This window comes from Pseudomonas sp. WT-JTC, from assembly GCF_056711565.1.
Window position 1 is genome coordinate 481,198 of record NZ_CM160042.1, and the last position, 15,385, is coordinate 496,582.

The window sequence follows — 15,385 nt, forward strand, 5'->3', positions numbered from 1 at the left end:
TACTGGGCAAAAGGGGATGGGTTGTGTGGGGTAATCAAACCAGGCATGTAGGACATTGCCTGCGTTTCGTGCAGGCAAAAAAAGCCCCGCCAAATTGGCGGGGTTGAGGTACGAGCGTGGCGCTCGGAAACGTGGAACGCGATCGGCCCTCCGGTGAAGGAGGGCCGGTCGGTGTTACAGGAGCATGGTGCGGATGTCGCCCAGCAGATCGCTCAGGCGCTTGGTGAAGCGTGCGGCAGCGGCGCCGTTGATCACACGGTGATCGTAGGACAGCGACAGTGGCAGCATCAGTTTCGGCTGGAAGGCTTTGCCGTCCCAGACTGGCTGGATGGTTGCCTTGGAGACACCGAGGATCGCCACTTCCGGCGCGTTGACGATCGGCGTGAAGCCGGTGCCGCCAATGTGGCCGAGGCTGGAAATGGTGAAGCAGGCGCCTTGCATCTCGTCCGACGAAAGCTTCTTGGTCCGGGCTTTTTCAGCCAGGGAAGCCGCTTCGGCCGCCAGTTGCAGCAGGCTCTTCTGGTCGACGTTCTTGATGACCGGTACCAGCAGGCCTTCCGGAGTGTCGACGGCGAAGCCGATGTTCACGTATTTCTTGCGGATGATCGCTTTGCCGCTTGGTGCCAGCGAGCTGTTGAAGTCCGGCAGTTCCTTGAGCAGGTGCGCGCAGGACTTGAGCAGCAACGGCAGGACGGTCAGCTTGACGCCGGCCTTCTCTGCAACGGCTTTCTGGGCAACACGGAACGCTTCGAGTTCGGTGATATCCGCCGAGTCGAATTGCGTCACGTGCGGCACGTTCAGCCAGCTACGGTGCAGGTTGGCGGCGCCGACCTGCATCAGGCGGGTCATCGGCACTTCTTCGATTTCACCGAAACGGCTGAAGTCCACGACCGGAATCGGCGGAATGCCCGCGCCACCGGTTGCGCCAGCCGCAGCGGCCGGCGCTTCCTTGGCCTTCTGCATCATGGCTTTGACGTAGACCTGCACGTCTTCCTTCAGGATGCGACCGTGCGGACCGCTGGCACCTACAGCGCTCAGCTCGACGCCGAACTCGCGGGCCAGTTGACGCACGGCAGGGCCGGCGTGAACCTTGGCGCCTGGCTTGGCGGGAGCAGCAACCGGGGCAGCAACAGGTGCGGCCGCGGCAGGTGCAGCAGCGGCTGGAGCCGGAGCGCTCGGAGCAGCAGCGGCAGGTGCGGTCGCAGCAACAGGTGCAGCAGGAGCGGCGCCTTTGACTTTCAGCTTGAGGATCAGGTCGCCGGTACCGACTTCGTCATCGAGCTTGATGGAAACACTTTCCACCACGCCAGCGGCCGGCGACGGGATTTCCATGCTGGCCTTGTCGGATTCCAGGGTGATCAGCGACTGGTCGGCGACAACGCTGTCGCCGGCCTTGACCAGGACTTCGATGATCTTGGCCTTGCCCGCCGAACCGATGTCCGGAACGTGGATGTCCTGGATGCTGTCGGCTACTGGAGCAGTCGGGGCTGCCGCAGGTGCAGGTGCAGGTGCAGCTGCCGGAGCGGCAGCCTGGGCTGGAGCCGCAGCCGGCGCAGCAGCGCCCGCCACTTCCAGGTCCAGGATCAGGTCGCCGGTGCCGACTTCGTCGTTGAGCTTGACGCTGATGGCCTTGACCACGCCAGCGGCTGGCGACGGGATTTCCATGCTGGCCTTGTCGGATTCCAGGGTGATCAGCGACTGATCAGCCGCGACGGTGTCGCCGACCTTGACCTGGATCTCGATGATCTGGGCCTTGCCCGACGAACCGATGTCCGGCACGTGCACTTTCTGAACGCTGGCGGCAGCTGGCGCGGCAGCAGGAGCGGCCGGCGCTGGAGCAGCGGCCGGTTTCTCTGCGGCTTTTGCAGCAGCCGCAGGGGCCGCAGCAGCGGCACCTTCGACTTCCAGCTCCAGCAGTTCGTCTCCTTCTTTCAGGCGATCGCCCAGCTTCACTTTCAGGCTCTTGATGATACCGGCCTTCGGCGCAGGCACTTCCATGCTCGCCTTGTCCGATTCCAGTGTCAGGATGCTCTGGTCGGCTTCGATACGGTCGCCGACCTTCACAAACAGTTCAATTACTTCACCTTCACCGCTGCCGATGTCAGGTACGCGAATGAGTTCGCTCACAGAATCTCTCCTCAGCAGTCCAGTGGGTTGCGTTTTTCCGGGTTGATACCGAACTTGGCGATGGCCTCGGCCACCACTTTAGGTTCGATGTCACCACGGTCAGCCAGTGCTTCCAGGGCTGCCAACACCACGAAATGACGGTCGACTTCGAAGAAATGACGCAGTTTCTTGCGGCTGTCGCTGCGGCCGAAACCGTCGGTGCCCAGGACTTTGAATTCCTTGGACGGTACCCACTGACGGATCTGCTCGGCGAACAGTTTCATGTAGTCGGTAGACGCGATGACCGGACCCTTACGGCCGTTCAGGCACTCTTCGACGTAGCTCAGCTTAGGCTTCTGGCCCGGGTGCAGACGGTTGGTGCGTTCAACGGCCAGGCCGTCGCGACGCAGTTCGTTGAAGCTGGTAACGCTCCACACGTCGGCGCCGACGTTGAACTCTTCGCGCAGGATCTTCGCTGCTTCACGGACTTCACGCAGGATGGTGCCGGAGCCCATCAGCTGAACGTGGTGCGCCGCTTCGCGGGTGTCTTCTTCGAGCAGGTACATGCCCTTCTTGATGCCTTCTTCGGCACCGGCCGGCATGGCTGGCTGCTGGTACGACTCGTTCATCACGGTGATGTAGTAGAAGACGTCCTGTTGCTCTTCGGTCATCTTCTTCATGCCGTCCTGAATGATCACCGCCAGCTCGTAGCCGTAGGTTGGATCGTAGGTGCGGCAGTTCGGGATGGTCGCGGCCAGCAGGTGGCTGTGACCGTCTTCGTGTTGCAGGCCTTCACCGTTTAGGGTGGTACGGCCGGCGGTACCGCCGATCAGGAAGCCACGGGTGCGGCTGTCGCCAGCGGCCCAGGCCAGGTCGCCGATACGCTGGAAGCCGAACATCGAGTAGAAGATGTAGAACGGCAGCATTGGCTGGTTGTGGCTGGAGTACGAAGTACCGGCAGCGATGAAGGAGCTCATGGCGCCCGCTTCGTTGATGCCCTCTTCGAGGATCTGGCCCTTCTGGTCTTCCTTGTAGAACATCACCTGGTCTTTATCGACTGGCTCGTAGAGCTGGCCGACGGAGGAGTAGATGCCCAACTGACGGAACATGCCTTCCATACCGAAGGTACGGGCTTCGTCCGGGATGATCGGCACGATGCGCGGGCCGATTTCCTTGTCCTTGACCAGTTGCGCGAGGATCCGCACGAAGGCCATGGTGGTGGAGATTTCACGGTCGCCCGAGCCGTCGAGGATCGCCTTGAGGGTGTCCAGTGGAGGGGTCGGGATGTTGAAGCTTTGAGCGCGACGCTGTGGTACGAAACCGCCCAGCGCATTGCGGCGCTCGGCCAGGTAACGGGCTTCGGCGCTGCCTTCTTCCGGTTTGAAGAACGGCAGGTTCTCCAGCTCTTCGTCCTTGACCGGGATGTCGAAACGATCGCGGAACAACTTCAGGCTGTCGACGTCGACTTTCTTGGTGTTGTGCGCAGTGTTTTTCGCTTCGCCGGCACCGGTGCCATAACCCTTGATGGTCTTGGCCAGGATGACGGTCGGTTGTTCTTTGTGGTTGACCGCTTCGTGGTACGCCGCGTAGACCTTGTACGGGTCGTGGCCGCCACGGTTGAGTTTCCAGATCTCGTCGTCGGACAGATCGGCAACCATCGCCTTGAGTTCCGGCGTGTTGAAGAAGTGTTCACGCACGAACGCGCCGTCTTTGGCTTTGTAGTTCTGGTACTCGCCGTCGATGACTTCGTCCATGCGGCGTTGCAGGATGCCGTCGACGTCCTTGGCCAGCAGTGGGTCCCAGAAACGGCCCCAGATGACTTTGGTCACGTTCCACTGAGCACCGCGGAACACGCCTTCGAGTTCCTGGATGATCTTGCCGTTGCCGCGAACCGGGCCGTCGAGGCGCTGCAGGTTGCAGTTGATGACGAAGATCAGGTTGTCGAGCTTCTCGCGGCCGGCCAGGGAGATGGCGCCCAGGGATTCCGGCTCGTCGCACTCGCCGTCGCCCAGGAAGCACCAGACTTTCTGTTTGCCTGGCTGGATGAAGCCACGGTGTTCCAGGTACTTCATGAAACGTGCCTGGTAGATCGCCTGGATCGGGCCCAGACCCATGGATACGGTCGGGAACTGCCAGAAGTCAGGCATCAGCCAAGGGTGTGGGTAGGACGACAGGCCCTGACCGTCAACTTCCTGGCGGAAGTTGTTCATCTGGTCTTCGGTGATGCGGCCTTCCATGAATGCACGGGCGTAAACGCCTGGCGAGGTGTGGCCCTGGAAGTAGATCAGGTCGCCGCCGTGTTCGTCGGTCGGGGCCTGGAAGAAGTAGTTGAAGCCGATGTCATACAGGGTCGCACTGGAAGCGAAGCTGGAGATGTGACCGCCGAGGTCAGAGTCTTTCAGGTTCGTACGCATTACCATGGCCATCGCGTTCCAGCGTACCAGCGAGCGAATGCGGCGTTCCATGAACAGGTCGCCAGGCATGCGTGCTTCGTGGGTAACGGGGATCGTGTTGCGGTAAGGCGTGGTGATGGCGTAAGGCAACTGCGAACCGCTGCGGGTCGCGAGCTCACCCATACGGGTCATCAGATAGTGAGCACGGTCTTCGCCTTCTTTGTCGAGAACCGATTCCAGGGCGTCCAGCCATTCCTGGGTTTCGACGGGATCGAGGTCTTGCATGGCTTGCTCCAGGGCGGAAAGGCTACCAGAATCGGTTGCCTGAGTTAGCGACTGGCCTTGTGGGCAGACGTTATGAATTCTTGGATTGCCGACAGGTTGTTCCGGCGGCGTGTAGTTTTACTACAAATCTTCCGGCATTTCAGCCCGTCTAATGTATATACGAGTAGTAAAACTACAGATGAGTGGCTCGTGGCCCCCGGCTGCGTTGTGAGAATAATCGTTAAGGTTGGTCTTTTTCCAACTACAAAAGGTAAAAGCTTGATGCTGGCTGCCAAAATAAAAGAAATTTCAGCTATTTCTAACTTTTGTTCGACACTCCCTCAGGTAGTGGGTTTTCGAAAACCACTACATGCAGTCGGTTGTACGCCGATCAAGGATAGACCATGAGCCTCCCTTCGCTTGCTGAACTGCCCGCCATTCTCCTGCCGTTTGTCACCCGCGCCGAGCAGTCGTTCCGGGCTGCCGTCGCCGCTTTGGGTGATGACCACGGGCTTTCTGCCTGGACGCCAGAGCGCTGGGCGCAATTTGCCCGCGTCACCGCCGCCAGCGATTTCGTGATTGAACAGTGTGTTCGTGACCCTTTGATGTTGCTGCAGCTGGTGCAGTCCGGCGAACTGGACCGCAGCTTCGCTCCCGGTGAGTTGTGCGCGCAGATTGCCACCGCCGTGAGTGTGGCCGAGACCGAAGATCAGCTTGGCCGCGCCTTGCGCCGTCAGCGTGCGCGCCATCAGGTGCGGATCATCTGGCGCGACCTGACCCGCCAGGCCGATTTGATCCAGACCTGTCGTGACCTCTCGGACATGGCCGATGCCAGCATCGATCAGGCCTATCAATGGTTGTACGTGCGGCATTGCCAGCAGTTCGGCGTGCCGACCGGCCGGCGCAGCGGCGAGCCGCAGCAGATGGTCATTCTCGGCATGGGCAAGCTCGGTGCGGTGGAACTGAACCTGTCGTCGGACATCGATCTGATTTTTGCCTACCCCGAGGGCGGCGAAACCGTCGGTGTGAAACGCCCGCTGGATAACCAGGAGTTCTTCATTCGTCTGGGTCAGCGGCTGATCAAGGCCCTGGACCCGATGACCGTCGACGGTTTTGTGTTCCGCGTCGACATGCGCTTGCGTCCCTACGGTTCGGCAGGTGCGCTGGTGCTAAGCTTCAATGCGCTGGAGCAGTATTACCAGGACCAGGGGCGCGACTGGGAACGCTACGCCATGATCAAGTCGCGGGTGGTGGCCGGCGACCAGGTGGCCGGCGCGCAACTGCAAGAGATGCTGCGGCCATTCGTCTACCGGCGTTACCTGGACTTTTCGGCCATCGAAGCGCTGCGCACCATGAAGCAGCTGATCCAGCAGGAAGTGCGGCGCAAGGGCATGGCCGACAACATCAAGCTGGGTTCCGGCGGCATTCGTGAAGTCGAGTTCATTGCCCAGGCGTTCCAGCTGATTCACGGCGGCCGCGATTTGAGCTTGCAGCAGCGCCCGCTGTTAAAGGTGCTGAGCACACTGGAAGGCCAGGGTTACCTGCCGCCGGCCGTGATCAGCGAGCTGCGTGAAGGATACGAGTTCTTGCGTTACACCGAACACGCGATTCAGGCGATTGCCGATCGCCAGACGCAAATGTTGCCCGATGGCGAGCAGGATCAGGCGCGTATTGCCTTTATGCTGGGTTTCGCCAACTGGACGGCTTTCCACGAACAACTGATGTATTGGCGCGGCCGCGTGGCCTGGCACTTCGGGCAGGTGATCGCCGATCCCGACGAAGAGCAGGGCGCCGAAAGCGAAGTGGTGGTCGGCGGTGAATGGTTGCCGCTGTGGGAGGAGGCTCAGGACGATGAGGCCGCTTGCCGCCAACTGGAGGAGGGGGGGTTCAAGGATGCCACCAAAGCCTTGAAAGCCCTGGCCGGCTTGCGCAGCAGCCCGCAATTGAGGGCAATGCAGCGTCTGGGGCGCGAACGTCTCGATGCTTTTATTCCGCGTTTGCTGGCGCAGGCCGTGGAGCATGACAATCCGGACCTGGTACTGGAGCGGGTGCTGCCGCTGGTTGAAGCCGTGGCCCGTCGTTCCGCGTACCTGGTGCTGCTGACCGAGAACCCCGGCGCGCTGCGGCGTTTACTGACGCTGTGTGCGGCGAGCCCGTGGATCGCCGAGCAAATCACCCGTTTTCCGTTGCTGCTCGACGAATTGCTCAATGAAGGCCGGCTGTTCAAGCCGCCGCTGGCGCCAGAGCTGGCGGCCGAGTTGCGCGAGCGCCTGACACGGATTCCCGAGGACGACCTCGAGCAGCAAATGGAAGCCCTGCGCCACTTCAAGCTGGCGCACCGCTTGCGGGTGGCCGCTTCGGAAATCGCTGGCAGCCTGCCGCTGATGAAAGTCAGCGATTACCTGACCTGGCTCGCCGAAGCGATCCTGGAGCAAGTGCTGGCGCTGGCCTGGCGCCAGACCGTGGCCAAGTACGGCACGCCGCTGCGCACCGATGGCACCTTGTGCGATCCCGGTTTCATCATTGTCGGTTATGGGAAAGTCGGCGGCCTGGAACTCGGGCATGGTTCCGACCTGGATCTGGTGTTCATCCACGATGGCGATCCGCAGGCCGAAACCGATGGACCCAAGCCCATCGATGGCGCGCAATTCTTCACCCGTCTGGGTCAACGGATCATTCATTTGCTGACGGCACAGACCAACTCCGGGCAGTTGTATGAAGTGGACATGCGTCTGCGGCCGTCCGGTGCGTCGGGCTTGCTGGTGAGTTCCCTGGGGGCGTTTGCCCGTTATCAGGAAAACGAAGCATGGACCTGGGAACACCAGGCGCTGGTGCGGGCGCGAGTGCTGGTGGGCAGTCAGGATGTCGGCCAGGCATTCGAGAAAGTCCGTGCCGCGATTTTGGGCAAGACACGTGATTTGCCGACCCTGCGCCAGGAGGTCAGCGAAATGCGCGCCAAGATGCGCGATAACCTCGGCAGCAAGAGCACGGCGGCCGGCACCGGGGCAAATGCCTTCGAGGCCACGGCGCCGTTCGATATCAAGCAGGACGCCGGAGGTATCGTCGATATTGAATTTATGGTGCAATACGCGGCCCTGGCGTGGTCCGAAACACACCCGCCATTGCTGCGCTGGACGGATAATATCCGCATCCTGGAAGAGCTGGAGCATGAAGGGCTGATGCCCGTCGAAGATGCCGGTCTGTTGCGTGAAGTGTATAAAGCGTACCGTTCCGCCGCCCACCGGCAGGCTCTGCAGAAGAACCCGGGGGTGATACCGGCTGACCAGTTCGTGGACGAACGGCGGCAGGTCATGCGGATCTGGCGTGAGCTGGGTCTACGCTGAAACGGGATATTTGATACGCCAATATTCCCTGTAGGAGCGAGCTTGCTCGCGATGGTCGTTAACGATAGCGCGGCGAGCCTGACACCCCGCGGAGTTTTCAGGTTCATCGCGAGCAGGCTCGCTCCTACAGTAGATTTACGTTGTTCTGTAGAATTCTCGAGGCGGGGAGGCGTAGGCCTCCCCGGTTCGTTTATGGAAACCACATGAAAATTCTGATCGTTGGGCCCAGTTGGGTCGGTGACATGGTGATGGCGCAGACACTTTTCCAGTGTCTGAAACAACGCCACCCGCAATGCGAAATCGACGTGCTGGCCCCCGAGTGGAGCCGGCCGATTCTTGAGCGCATGCCCGAAGTTCGCCAGGCCTTGAGCTTTCCGCTCGGTCACGGTGTCCTGGAGCTGGCGACGCGCCGGCGCATCGGCAAATCCCTGGCCGGCCAGTACGACCAGGCGATCCTGCTGCCCAATTCCCTGAAGTCGGCGCTGGTGCCGTTCTTTGCTGGCATCCCGAAACGCACCGGCTGGCGTGGCGAATTGCGCTATGGCTTGCTCAATGACGTACGCACGCTGGATAAAGATCGTTATCCGCTGATGATCGAGCGCTTCATGGCCCTGGCTTGCGAGCCGGGCGTCGAGCTGCCAAAACCCTATCCGCGTCCGGCGCTGCAGATCGACCCGGTCACCCGCGAGGCGGCTCTGGCCAAGTTCGGCCTGGCCCTCGACCGTCCGGTGTTGGCCCTGTGCCCTGGCGCCGAGTTTGGCGAGTCCAAGCGCTGGCCGTCCGAGCATTACGCCAAGGTCGCCGAAGCGAAGATCCGCGAAGGCTGGCAAGTCTGGCTGTTCGGTTCGAAAAACGATCACGCCGTGGGCGAAGACATCCGAGCGCGGCTGATTCCCGGCCTGCGCGAAGAATCGGTCAACCTCAGCGGCGGCACCTCGCTGGCCGAGGCCATCGACCTGCTGTCCTGTGCCGATGCGGTGGTGTCCAACGACTCCGGCCTGATGCACGTCGCCGCCGCGCTGAACCGCCCGCTGGTGGCGGTCTACGGTTCGACGTCGCCGGGCTTCACGCCGCCGCTGGCCGAGCATGTCGAGATCGTGCGCCTGGGCATTGAATGTAGCCCATGCTTCGACCGCACGTGCCGGTTCGGCCATTACAACTGCCTGCGCCAGCTCATGCCGCAAGCGGTGAACGAAGCCTTGCAGCGTTTGCAGGGCACCGTGGTCGAGGTCAAATAGCTTGCGGGTTCTGTTGATCAAGACTTCTTCGCTGGGCGACGTCATTCACGCGTTGCCGGCGTTGACTGACGCGGCGCGGGCGATTCCCGGCATCAAATTCGACTGGGTGGTGGAAGAAGGCTTTGCCGAGATCCCGACCTGGCACCCGGCGGTGGGCAAGGTGATTCCGGTGGCGATCCGTCGCTGGCGCAAAAACATCTGGCAGACCATCAAGAGCGGCGAGTGGAAGCGCTTCAAGCAAAGCGTTCGCGCCACCAAGTATGACCTGGTGATCGACGCCCAGGGCTTGCTGAAAAGCGCCTGGCTGACCCGTTACGTCAAGGCGCCGGTGGCCGGCCTCGATAAAAGCTCCGCACGCGAGCCCATTGCTGCGCGCTTTTATGATCGACGCCTGGCCGTTGCCCGCGGGCAGCACGCGGTGGAGCGAGTGCGCCAGTTGTTCGCCATCGCGCTGGGCTATGACTTGCCCAAAGGCCTGGGCGACTACGGGCTGAATATCGAGCGCCTGGTGGAATTGCCGCGCAAGAACCCTTACGTGGTGTTTCTGCATGGCACCACCTGGGACACCAAACACTGGCCCGAAGCCTATTGGCGCGAGCTGACCGAGCGGGTCGGCTACCTTGGCGTCGGCGTGAAGTTGCCTTGGGGCAATGCGCAGGAGAAGGCCCGGGCCGAGCGTATCGCTGCGGGTTTCAAGCACGCCGAAGTGCTGCCAAAACTGAATCTGGCAGGGGTCGGCAAGGTGCTGGCCGGCGCGCAAGCTTGTGTGGCAGTGGACACCGGCCTGGGGCATCTGGCCGCCGCGCTGGATGTGCCGACGCTGTCGCTGTTCGGCCCGACCAATCCGGGCCTGACCGGCGCCTACGGCAAGGTGCAGATTCACATGGCCAGCGACTTCCCGTGCGCGCCGTGCCTGCAAAAGAAATGTACCTATCAACCGACGGCCGAAGATGCCCGTCAATTTGACCTGAAACGCGAGTGGCCGTTGTGCTTCACGCGTCTGAACCCCGAGCGTGTCGCCAGCCGACTGAGCACGTTGTTAATGGCTGAGGAGCTGCGCTGATGCAATTGGCATTTGTCTTGTACAAATATTTTCCGTTTGGCGGCTTGCAGCGCGATTTCATGCGCATCGCCCTGGAGTGCCAGAAGCGCGGCCATCAGATCCGCGTCTACACGCTGATCTGGGAAGGCGAAGTGCCGCCGGGTTTCGAAGTGCTGGTGGCGCCGGTCAAGGCGTTCTTCAACCATCGACGCAACGAAAAGCTCAGCGAATGGATGGAGGCGGACCTGGCCCGGCGCCCGGTCGACCGCCTGATCGGCTTCAACAAGATGCCGGGCCTGGACGTCTACTACGCCGCCGACGGCTGCTTCGAAGACAAGGCGCAGAACTTGCGCAATTCGCTGTATCGCCGCTGGGGCCGCTATCGCCACTTCGCCGAATACGAGCGGGCGGTGTTCGCCAAGGGTGCCAAGACCGAAGTGTTGATGATTTCCGAGGTCCAGCAGCCGCTGTTCATCAAGCATTACGACACGCCACTGGAGCGTTTCCACCTGCTGCCACCGGGTATCGCCCAGGACCGTCGCCGGCCGGCCGATGCCGATGAAATTCGTGCAGGGTTTCGTGCCGAGTTCAATCTCAAGGACGACGAACTGCTGCTGGTGCAGATCGGCTCCGGGTTCAAGACCAAAGGTGTGGACCGCAGCCTCAAGGCACTGGCGGCATTGCCTGCCGAGTTGAGGAAGCGCACGCGGCTGTTTGTAATTGGCCAGGATGACCCCAAATTATTCCAGATGCAGAGTGCAACATTGGGGCTGGGCGACAACGTCACGTTCCTCAAGGGGCGCAGCGATATCCCGCGTTTCCTGTTGGGGGCCGATCTGTTGATCCACCCGGCGTACAACGAAAATACCGGCACCGTGCTGCTTGAAGCACTGGTGGCCGGCTTGCCGGTGCTGGTGAGCGCGGTGTGTGGTTACGCCCATTACATCGCCGAGGCCGATGCTGGCCTGGTGCTGGACGAACCGTTCGATCAGGCACAGCTGACGCAGTACCTGACCGGCATGTTGAACGACGCTCAAGCAAGGGCGGCCTGGAGCCGCAATGGTCTGGCCTACGCCGAGACGGCCGACCTTTACAGCATGCCGCAGCACGCGGCCGATGTGATTCTGGCGGAGCACGCTTAAATGAAGTTGATGCTGGCTGAACCGTTCAAGAGCCTCTGGGCCGGACGCGACCCGTTCGCTGAAGTCGAGGGGCTCAAGGGCGAGGTGTACCGCGAGCTGGAAGCACGCCGGACGTTACGCACGGAAGTCGACGGCAACGGGTTTTTCGTGAAAATCCATCGCGGCATCGGCTGGGGCGAAATCTTCAAGAACCTGGCCACGGCCAAGCTTCCCGTACTGGGTGCCGGTCAGGAGTGGCAGGCCATTCAGCGCCTGAAGGAAGCTGGCGTGCCGACCATGACCGCTGTCGCGTATGGCGAGAAGGGCAGCAACCCGGCCGACCAGCACTCATTCATCGTCACCGAAGAGTTGGCGCCCACGGTCAGCCTCGAAGATTTCAGCATTAACTGGATCAAACAGCCGCCCGAGCCAAAGCTCAAGCGCGCGCTGATCGCTGAAGTTGCACGCATGACCGGCATGATGCACCGCGCCGGGGTCAACCACCGCGACTGCTACATCTGCCACTTCCTGCTGCACACCGACAAACCGGTGACCGCAGACGACTTCAAGCTCTCGGTGATCGACCTGCACCGCGCCCAGACCCGTCCGGCGATCACTTCGCGCTGGCGCAACAAGGACCTGGCGGCCCTGTACTTTTCCGCGCTGGACATCGGCCTGACCCGCCGCGACAAGCTGCGTTTCCTCAGGGGCTATTTCCAGCAGCCGCTGCGTCAGATCCTGAGTGAAGAGGCCGCTTTGCTGGCATGGCTCGATGGCAAGGCCAACAAACTCTACGAGCGTAAACAGCGATACGGGGATGCGCTCTGATGTCGGGCTGGAGACTGGAGCCGGCCTACAGTGACCTGGCCGGTGACTTTGGCAGCCTCGAGGCCGTGTTTGCGCTGCAAGGCGAGCAAATCACCAGTGACCTGCTTTCGGAGGTCATCCGTGTCGAGCGCAATGGCGTCAACTATTACGTCAAGCGCTACGTGGGTGCTGGCAGGGGCTTGCGGCGTTACCTGGGCAAACCTCGGGTGAAGATGGAATGGCAGAACCTCAAGCGCTTCGCCAAGTGGGGTATCCCCACTGCCGACGTGGTGGCCTGGGGGCTGGAGCGGCGGGGTGTGGCCTACGTTCGCGGCGCGATGATTACCCGGGAACTGCCGCGTACCGAAGACTTGTCGGCACTGGCCGAGCGACGCGATCCGAAACTATCGGATCGCGCGTGGGTCGATACTGTCAGTCGTCAGTTGGCCCAGCACACCCGGACCATGCACGACCACCGTTTCACCCATAACGACTTGAAGTGGCGCAACTTGCTGATCGACGATGAGGCCCGACTGTTTTTGATCGATTGCCCCAACGGCGATTTCTGGCGCGGTTTCTGGCTCAAGTACCGCATCACCAAGGATCTGGCGTGCCTGGACAAGGTTGCCAAGTATCAACTGTCGGCGACCCAGCGGCTGCGCTTTTACCTGCAATACCGCAACCGGACCCGGCTCAACGCGGCGGACAAAAAACGCATCCGGCATGTGTTGAGATTTTTCGAGGGGCGCGAATGACTGATTTTCTGGCCGCTGAAGACCGTGCGCTGCTTGAGCGCCATGGCCTCGGCACGTTCGATGCGCTCTGGACCAGGCAACTCGATGCGGTGGACGAACCCAACACCGGTCGCGGGGGCTGGAGCAGTGTGTTTCGGCTGGATCTGGAAGGTCATGGTTTCTACCTCAAGCGTCAAAGCAACTATCTGACCCGTACGTTACGCGCCCCCTTCGGCGAGCCGAGTTTCGCTCGCGAGTTTCGCAACATCTCCCGTTACCGGAAGTTGGGGGTTCCGGCGCTGGAAGCGGTGTTCTACGGGGAGCGCAAGGTTAATGGCGAAGTGCGCTCGATTCTGCTGACCCGCGCCCTGGACGGTTGGGACGACCTCGAGTCGCTGCTGCAGCGCTGGGATGAATTGAGCCCTGAGCAGCACTCGGAAATCCTCAAGGCCAGTGGCGAACTGGCCAGGCAGCTGCACGCTGCACGTCAGGTGCATGGGTGCTTTTATCCCAAGCATATTTTCATGCGCGCCACCGGCAACGGCTATCAGGCTCAATTGATCGATCTGGAAAAGACCCGACCTCTGCTGTATGGGCAGCGTGACCGGATCAAGGACCTGGAACCCCTGGCGCGTCGCGCGCCCGAGTGGGGCGAGTCGCAACTGCGGCAATTACTGGCAGCCTATCTGGATCAACCGCAGGACAGCTCGCTGGTCGACAGCTGGCTGAAGCGTTTGACCGTGCGGCGCAGTCAAAAGAGGCCACGCTGATGCGTTTGTCAGAACTGAAGGCTGCTGGCCGCAATCCCGTATTGCCGCTGAGCGTATCGCTGGCCGATGCCGCCGGCCCCGCCGAGCTGCAACTGCTGAGCCTGTTGCGGGTCTTGCCGGGGCAGCGTTATGTCGGTGCCGGCGTCTGGCGTGGCCGGCCGGTGTTGGCCAAATTGCTGGTCGGCGGCAAGGCTGCACGGCATTTTCAGCGTGAACTGGATGGCGTGCGCCTGCTCTCCGCCCAGGGGCTGACCACGCCGCAGCTGTTGGCCGATGGCCTGAAGGACGGCGAGGGTGGCTGGCTGCTGTTTGATTTCCTTGAGCAGGCCGAAAGCCTGGGCGACACCTGGAAGCAGGTTGAGCAGCAGCCCGTACTGTCCGATGGGCAAGGGGCGGTGTTGGCCGAGGCGTTGGGGGCGATCGGCCAGATGCATCGCAAGGGCCTGTGGCAGGAAGACCTGCACCTGGACAACTTGCTGCGTCAGGGCGGTCGCCTGTACCTGATCGATGGCGCGGGTATCTGTTGCGAGACGCCCGGCCAGCCGCTGTCACGGCAGAAGGTCCTGGAAAACCTCGGGGTGTTCTTCGCCCAGCTACCGAAGTCGATCGAGCCTTTCATTGAAGAGTTGCTGGTGTATTACCTGCTCAGCAACGGCGAGCACGCCTTGCCCATGGAAGCGTTGCAGAAGCAGATCGACAAGGTCCGCAGCTGGCGCCTCAAGGACTTCCTGATCAAGGTCGGCCGTGAGTGCACTCTGTTCAGCGTCCAGCGCGGGGCCTTCGGATTGCGGGCGATTCGCCGCGAGGAAGAGTCGTCGATGTTGGCGGTGCTGGAGCAGGCCGATGCCTTGCTCGACCAGGGACATCTGTACAAGACCGGCGGTGCGGCGAGCGTCGGCAAGGTCGAGGTGGATGGCCGCACGCTGGTGATCAAACGCTACAACATCAAGGGTTTCGCCCACTGGCTCAAGCGCTTCTGGCGCCCGAGCCGGGCCTGGCATTCATGGCGCGAAGGCAACCGCCTGGCGTTCCTCGGGATTGCCACACCCAAGCCGCTGGCGTTGCTGGAAAAGCGTTTTCTGTGGCTGCGCAGCCGGGCTTACCTGATCACCGAGTATCTGTCGGGGCCGGACATCATCGAACGTTTTGCGCCGTATGTGGAGCAGGGCGATGCACCGGAAGCCGAGCTGGCGGCGCTGGATCATCTGTTCGCCGAGTTGATTCGTGAGCGCATCAGCCATGGCGACTTCAAGGGCCATAACCTGTTCTGGCAGCGAGACCGCTGGGCGTTGATCGACCTCGATTCGATGTGCCAGCACGCCTCCCTTGGCAGTTTCGCCCCGGCATATGCAAGGGACCGTGCGCGGTTCATGCGCAATTGGCCTGAAAGCAGCGCGCTGTATCAGGTGATTGATCAGCGGCTACCCAAAGACATCTCCAGCGCTGACTGAATCGGGCCTGCGGCCCTTTCGCGAGCAAGTCGGATCGCCGCACCGCCGCTCCCACAAGGATTGTTGGTGAACACAAAACCTGTGAGCACCTCAGTTTAAATGTGGGAGCGGGCTT

10 protein-coding genes are annotated in these 15,385 nt (G+C 61.6%); 8 read left to right on the forward strand and 2 right to left on the reverse strand.

Annotation, left to right across the window (positions count from 1 at the left end):
* Positions 1-174: 174 nt before the first annotated feature.
* Positions 175-2,127: a dihydrolipoyllysine-residue acetyltransferase gene (gene aceF / locus AC06G5_RS02130; protein ID WP_480458925.1), complete on the reverse strand. Its 1,953-nt coding sequence runs from the start codon at positions 2,125-2,127 to the stop codon at positions 175-177.
* An 11-nt stretch (positions 2,128-2,138) separates the two neighbouring features.
* Positions 2,139-4,784, reverse strand: coding sequence for a pyruvate dehydrogenase (acetyl-transferring), homodimeric type (gene aceE / locus AC06G5_RS02135; protein WP_413423201.1), 2,646 nt, complete (start codon positions 4,782-4,784; stop codon positions 2,139-2,141).
* 383 nt (positions 4,785-5,167) lie between these two features.
* Here aceE and glnE point away from each other — a divergent pair, with 383 nt between their 5' ends.
* The 8 genes from glnE to AC06G5_RS02175 all read left to right on the forward strand — a co-directional run bounded on the left by glnE (position 5,168) and on the right by AC06G5_RS02175 (position 15,270).
* On the forward strand, positions 5,168-8,107 hold the full coding sequence (glnE, locus tag AC06G5_RS02140; RefSeq protein ID WP_480458926.1) for a bifunctional [glutamate--ammonia ligase]-adenylyl-L-tyrosine phosphorylase/[glutamate--ammonia-ligase] adenylyltransferase: 2,940 nt from the start codon (positions 5,168-5,170) through the stop codon (positions 8,105-8,107).
* 203 nt (positions 8,108-8,310) lie between these two features.
* Positions 8,311-9,345, forward strand: a complete 1,035-nt coding sequence (gene waaF, locus AC06G5_RS02145; protein ID WP_413423205.1) for a lipopolysaccharide heptosyltransferase II — start codon at positions 8,311-8,313, stop codon at positions 9,343-9,345.
* Position 9,346: 1 nt separating this feature from the next.
* On the forward strand, positions 9,347-10,408 hold the full coding sequence (gene waaC, locus AC06G5_RS02150; RefSeq protein ID WP_413423207.1) for a lipopolysaccharide heptosyltransferase I: 1,062 nt from the start codon (positions 9,347-9,349) through the stop codon (positions 10,406-10,408).
* Entirely contained in the window at positions 10,408-11,529 is a 1,122-nt protein-coding gene (locus AC06G5_RS02155; protein ID WP_413423209.1) for a glycosyltransferase family 4 protein, read from the forward strand. Before waaC ends, AC06G5_RS02155 begins: the two co-directional genes overlap by 1 nt.
* Positions 11,530-12,336, forward strand: coding sequence for a lipopolysaccharide core heptose(I) kinase RfaP (rfaP, locus tag AC06G5_RS02160; RefSeq protein ID WP_413423211.1), 807 nt, complete (start codon positions 11,530-11,532; stop codon positions 12,334-12,336). It abuts the gene before it with no gap.
* Complete coding sequence (locus AC06G5_RS02165; RefSeq protein ID WP_413423213.1) at positions 12,336-13,070, forward strand: lipopolysaccharide kinase InaA family protein; 735 nt, start codon at positions 12,336-12,338, stop codon at positions 13,068-13,070. Before rfaP ends, AC06G5_RS02165 begins: the two co-directional genes overlap by 1 nt.
* Positions 13,067-13,819: a lipopolysaccharide kinase InaA family protein gene (locus AC06G5_RS02170; protein ID WP_413423215.1), complete on the forward strand. Its 753-nt coding sequence runs from the start codon at positions 13,067-13,069 to the stop codon at positions 13,817-13,819. Before AC06G5_RS02165 ends, AC06G5_RS02170 begins: the two co-directional genes overlap by 4 nt.
* Positions 13,819-15,270 carry a lipopolysaccharide kinase InaA family protein gene (locus AC06G5_RS02175; RefSeq protein ID WP_413423217.1) on the forward strand — a complete coding sequence of 484 codons (1,452 nt, stop codon included), beginning with the start codon at positions 13,819-13,821 and terminating at the stop codon, positions 15,268-15,270. The genes AC06G5_RS02170 and AC06G5_RS02175 overlap by 1 nt, the downstream gene beginning before the upstream one ends.
* The last annotated feature ends 115 nt before the right edge of the window (positions 15,271-15,385 follow it).